We start from the raw sequence: 1370 nt of genomic DNA on the forward strand, positions 1-1370 counted from the left end.
CTGGCCGCGTCATTCGGAACTCTGAGCCTGATCGTTCTTGTGATCGCTGGTATGGCCCTAAGCTCGCTTAACGATGCAAACGCGCGATTCGAGGGATTTATCAACGGCATCAATGCTCGCGCGGAAATGGCCACGGCCATCCGCGCCGCAGTCGATGACCGCGCAGAGGCAGTACGCAATCTAGCGCTTGTCACGACACCTGCGGACATTGAGCTTGAGCACCAGGCTGTCCTGAAGGCAGAGCAGACAATCGAGGTTCGTCTCGCCGAATTCAATCGGATGGTTGCTGGCGCTACAGATATGCCTGCGCAAGCTCATGAGCTCGCCACTGAAATTCCTCGCATCGAGGGGCTCTACCGGCCCGTCGCTCTTGAGATTGTCCGACTTGCCATGGACGGTCAACGTGAGGCCGCCATTGCTGCTATCAACAACAAATGTCGTCCGCTCTTGGCAGATTTGAAACGCGCTACCAACGCCTACACCGACGCAACCCATGCGCGCGCGGTAGAGATGGTCAACGAGGCGCAGATTCGATTCGAGCATCAGCGTAATCTGCTGGTAGTACTCTCCATTGCGACTTTGTCGATCGCAATTTTTGCGGGTGCGATCATCACCGTTAGTATCCTGCGCGCGCTGGGCGCCGAGCCTGGCGTGCTTGCTACTATCGCGCAACGGGTTGCGAAGGGCAACTTACACGCGATCGACGGCGCTCATAAAACAGTCGATGGCAGCGTGCTGTCTTCCATGCATACCATGCAGGGTAGCCTCGTCAGAATGATTGGTGAGGTCAGGTCAGCGGCGGACAACATCGCCTCCGGTTCGAGTGAAATCGCCACGGGTAACATCGACTTGTCCTCCCGCACTGAACAGCAAGCATCGGCGCTTCAGCAAACCGCGTCCAGCATGGATGAACTGACCACGACGGTGAAGCAAAACGCTGAAAATGCGCAGCAGGCCAGTTCGCTTGCCGCACACGCATCAGACATAGCGCATAAGGGCAATCAGGCCGTTGACCAAGTGGTTCAAACGATGAGTGCCATCAGCTCGAGCTCGTCGCAAATCTCTGCTATCACTAGCATCATCGAGGGCATTGCGTTTCAAACCAACATTTTGGCCCTCAACGCGGCCGTCGAAGCGGCTCGCGCAGGTGAGCAAGGCCGCGGCTTTGCAGTCGTAGCAGGTGAGGTAAGAACGCTCGCACAGCGTTCTTCGACCGCCGCGAAAGAGATCAAGGATCTCATTACGACGTCTGTCGCACAAATCGCTGATGGCGCCGACCATGCGAACGACGCCGGCGTGACCATGACCGAACTCACGCACGCCGTGAGACGCGTCACCGACATCATGGGGGAGATCGCCAGTGCTTCGTC

The 1370-nt window shown here is 57.5% G+C and carries 1 protein-coding gene; it reads left to right on the forward strand.

Going from position 1 to position 1370, the window contains the following annotated elements:
• Positions 1-1370: methyl-accepting chemotaxis protein (locus tag NCT03_RS33575; RefSeq protein WP_284503584.1), on the forward strand; the 1370-nt coding region annotated here is incomplete at both ends.

The organism is Caballeronia sp. GAWG1-1 (assembly GCF_023631465.1).
GTDB lineage: Bacteria > Pseudomonadota > Gammaproteobacteria > Burkholderiales > Burkholderiaceae > Caballeronia.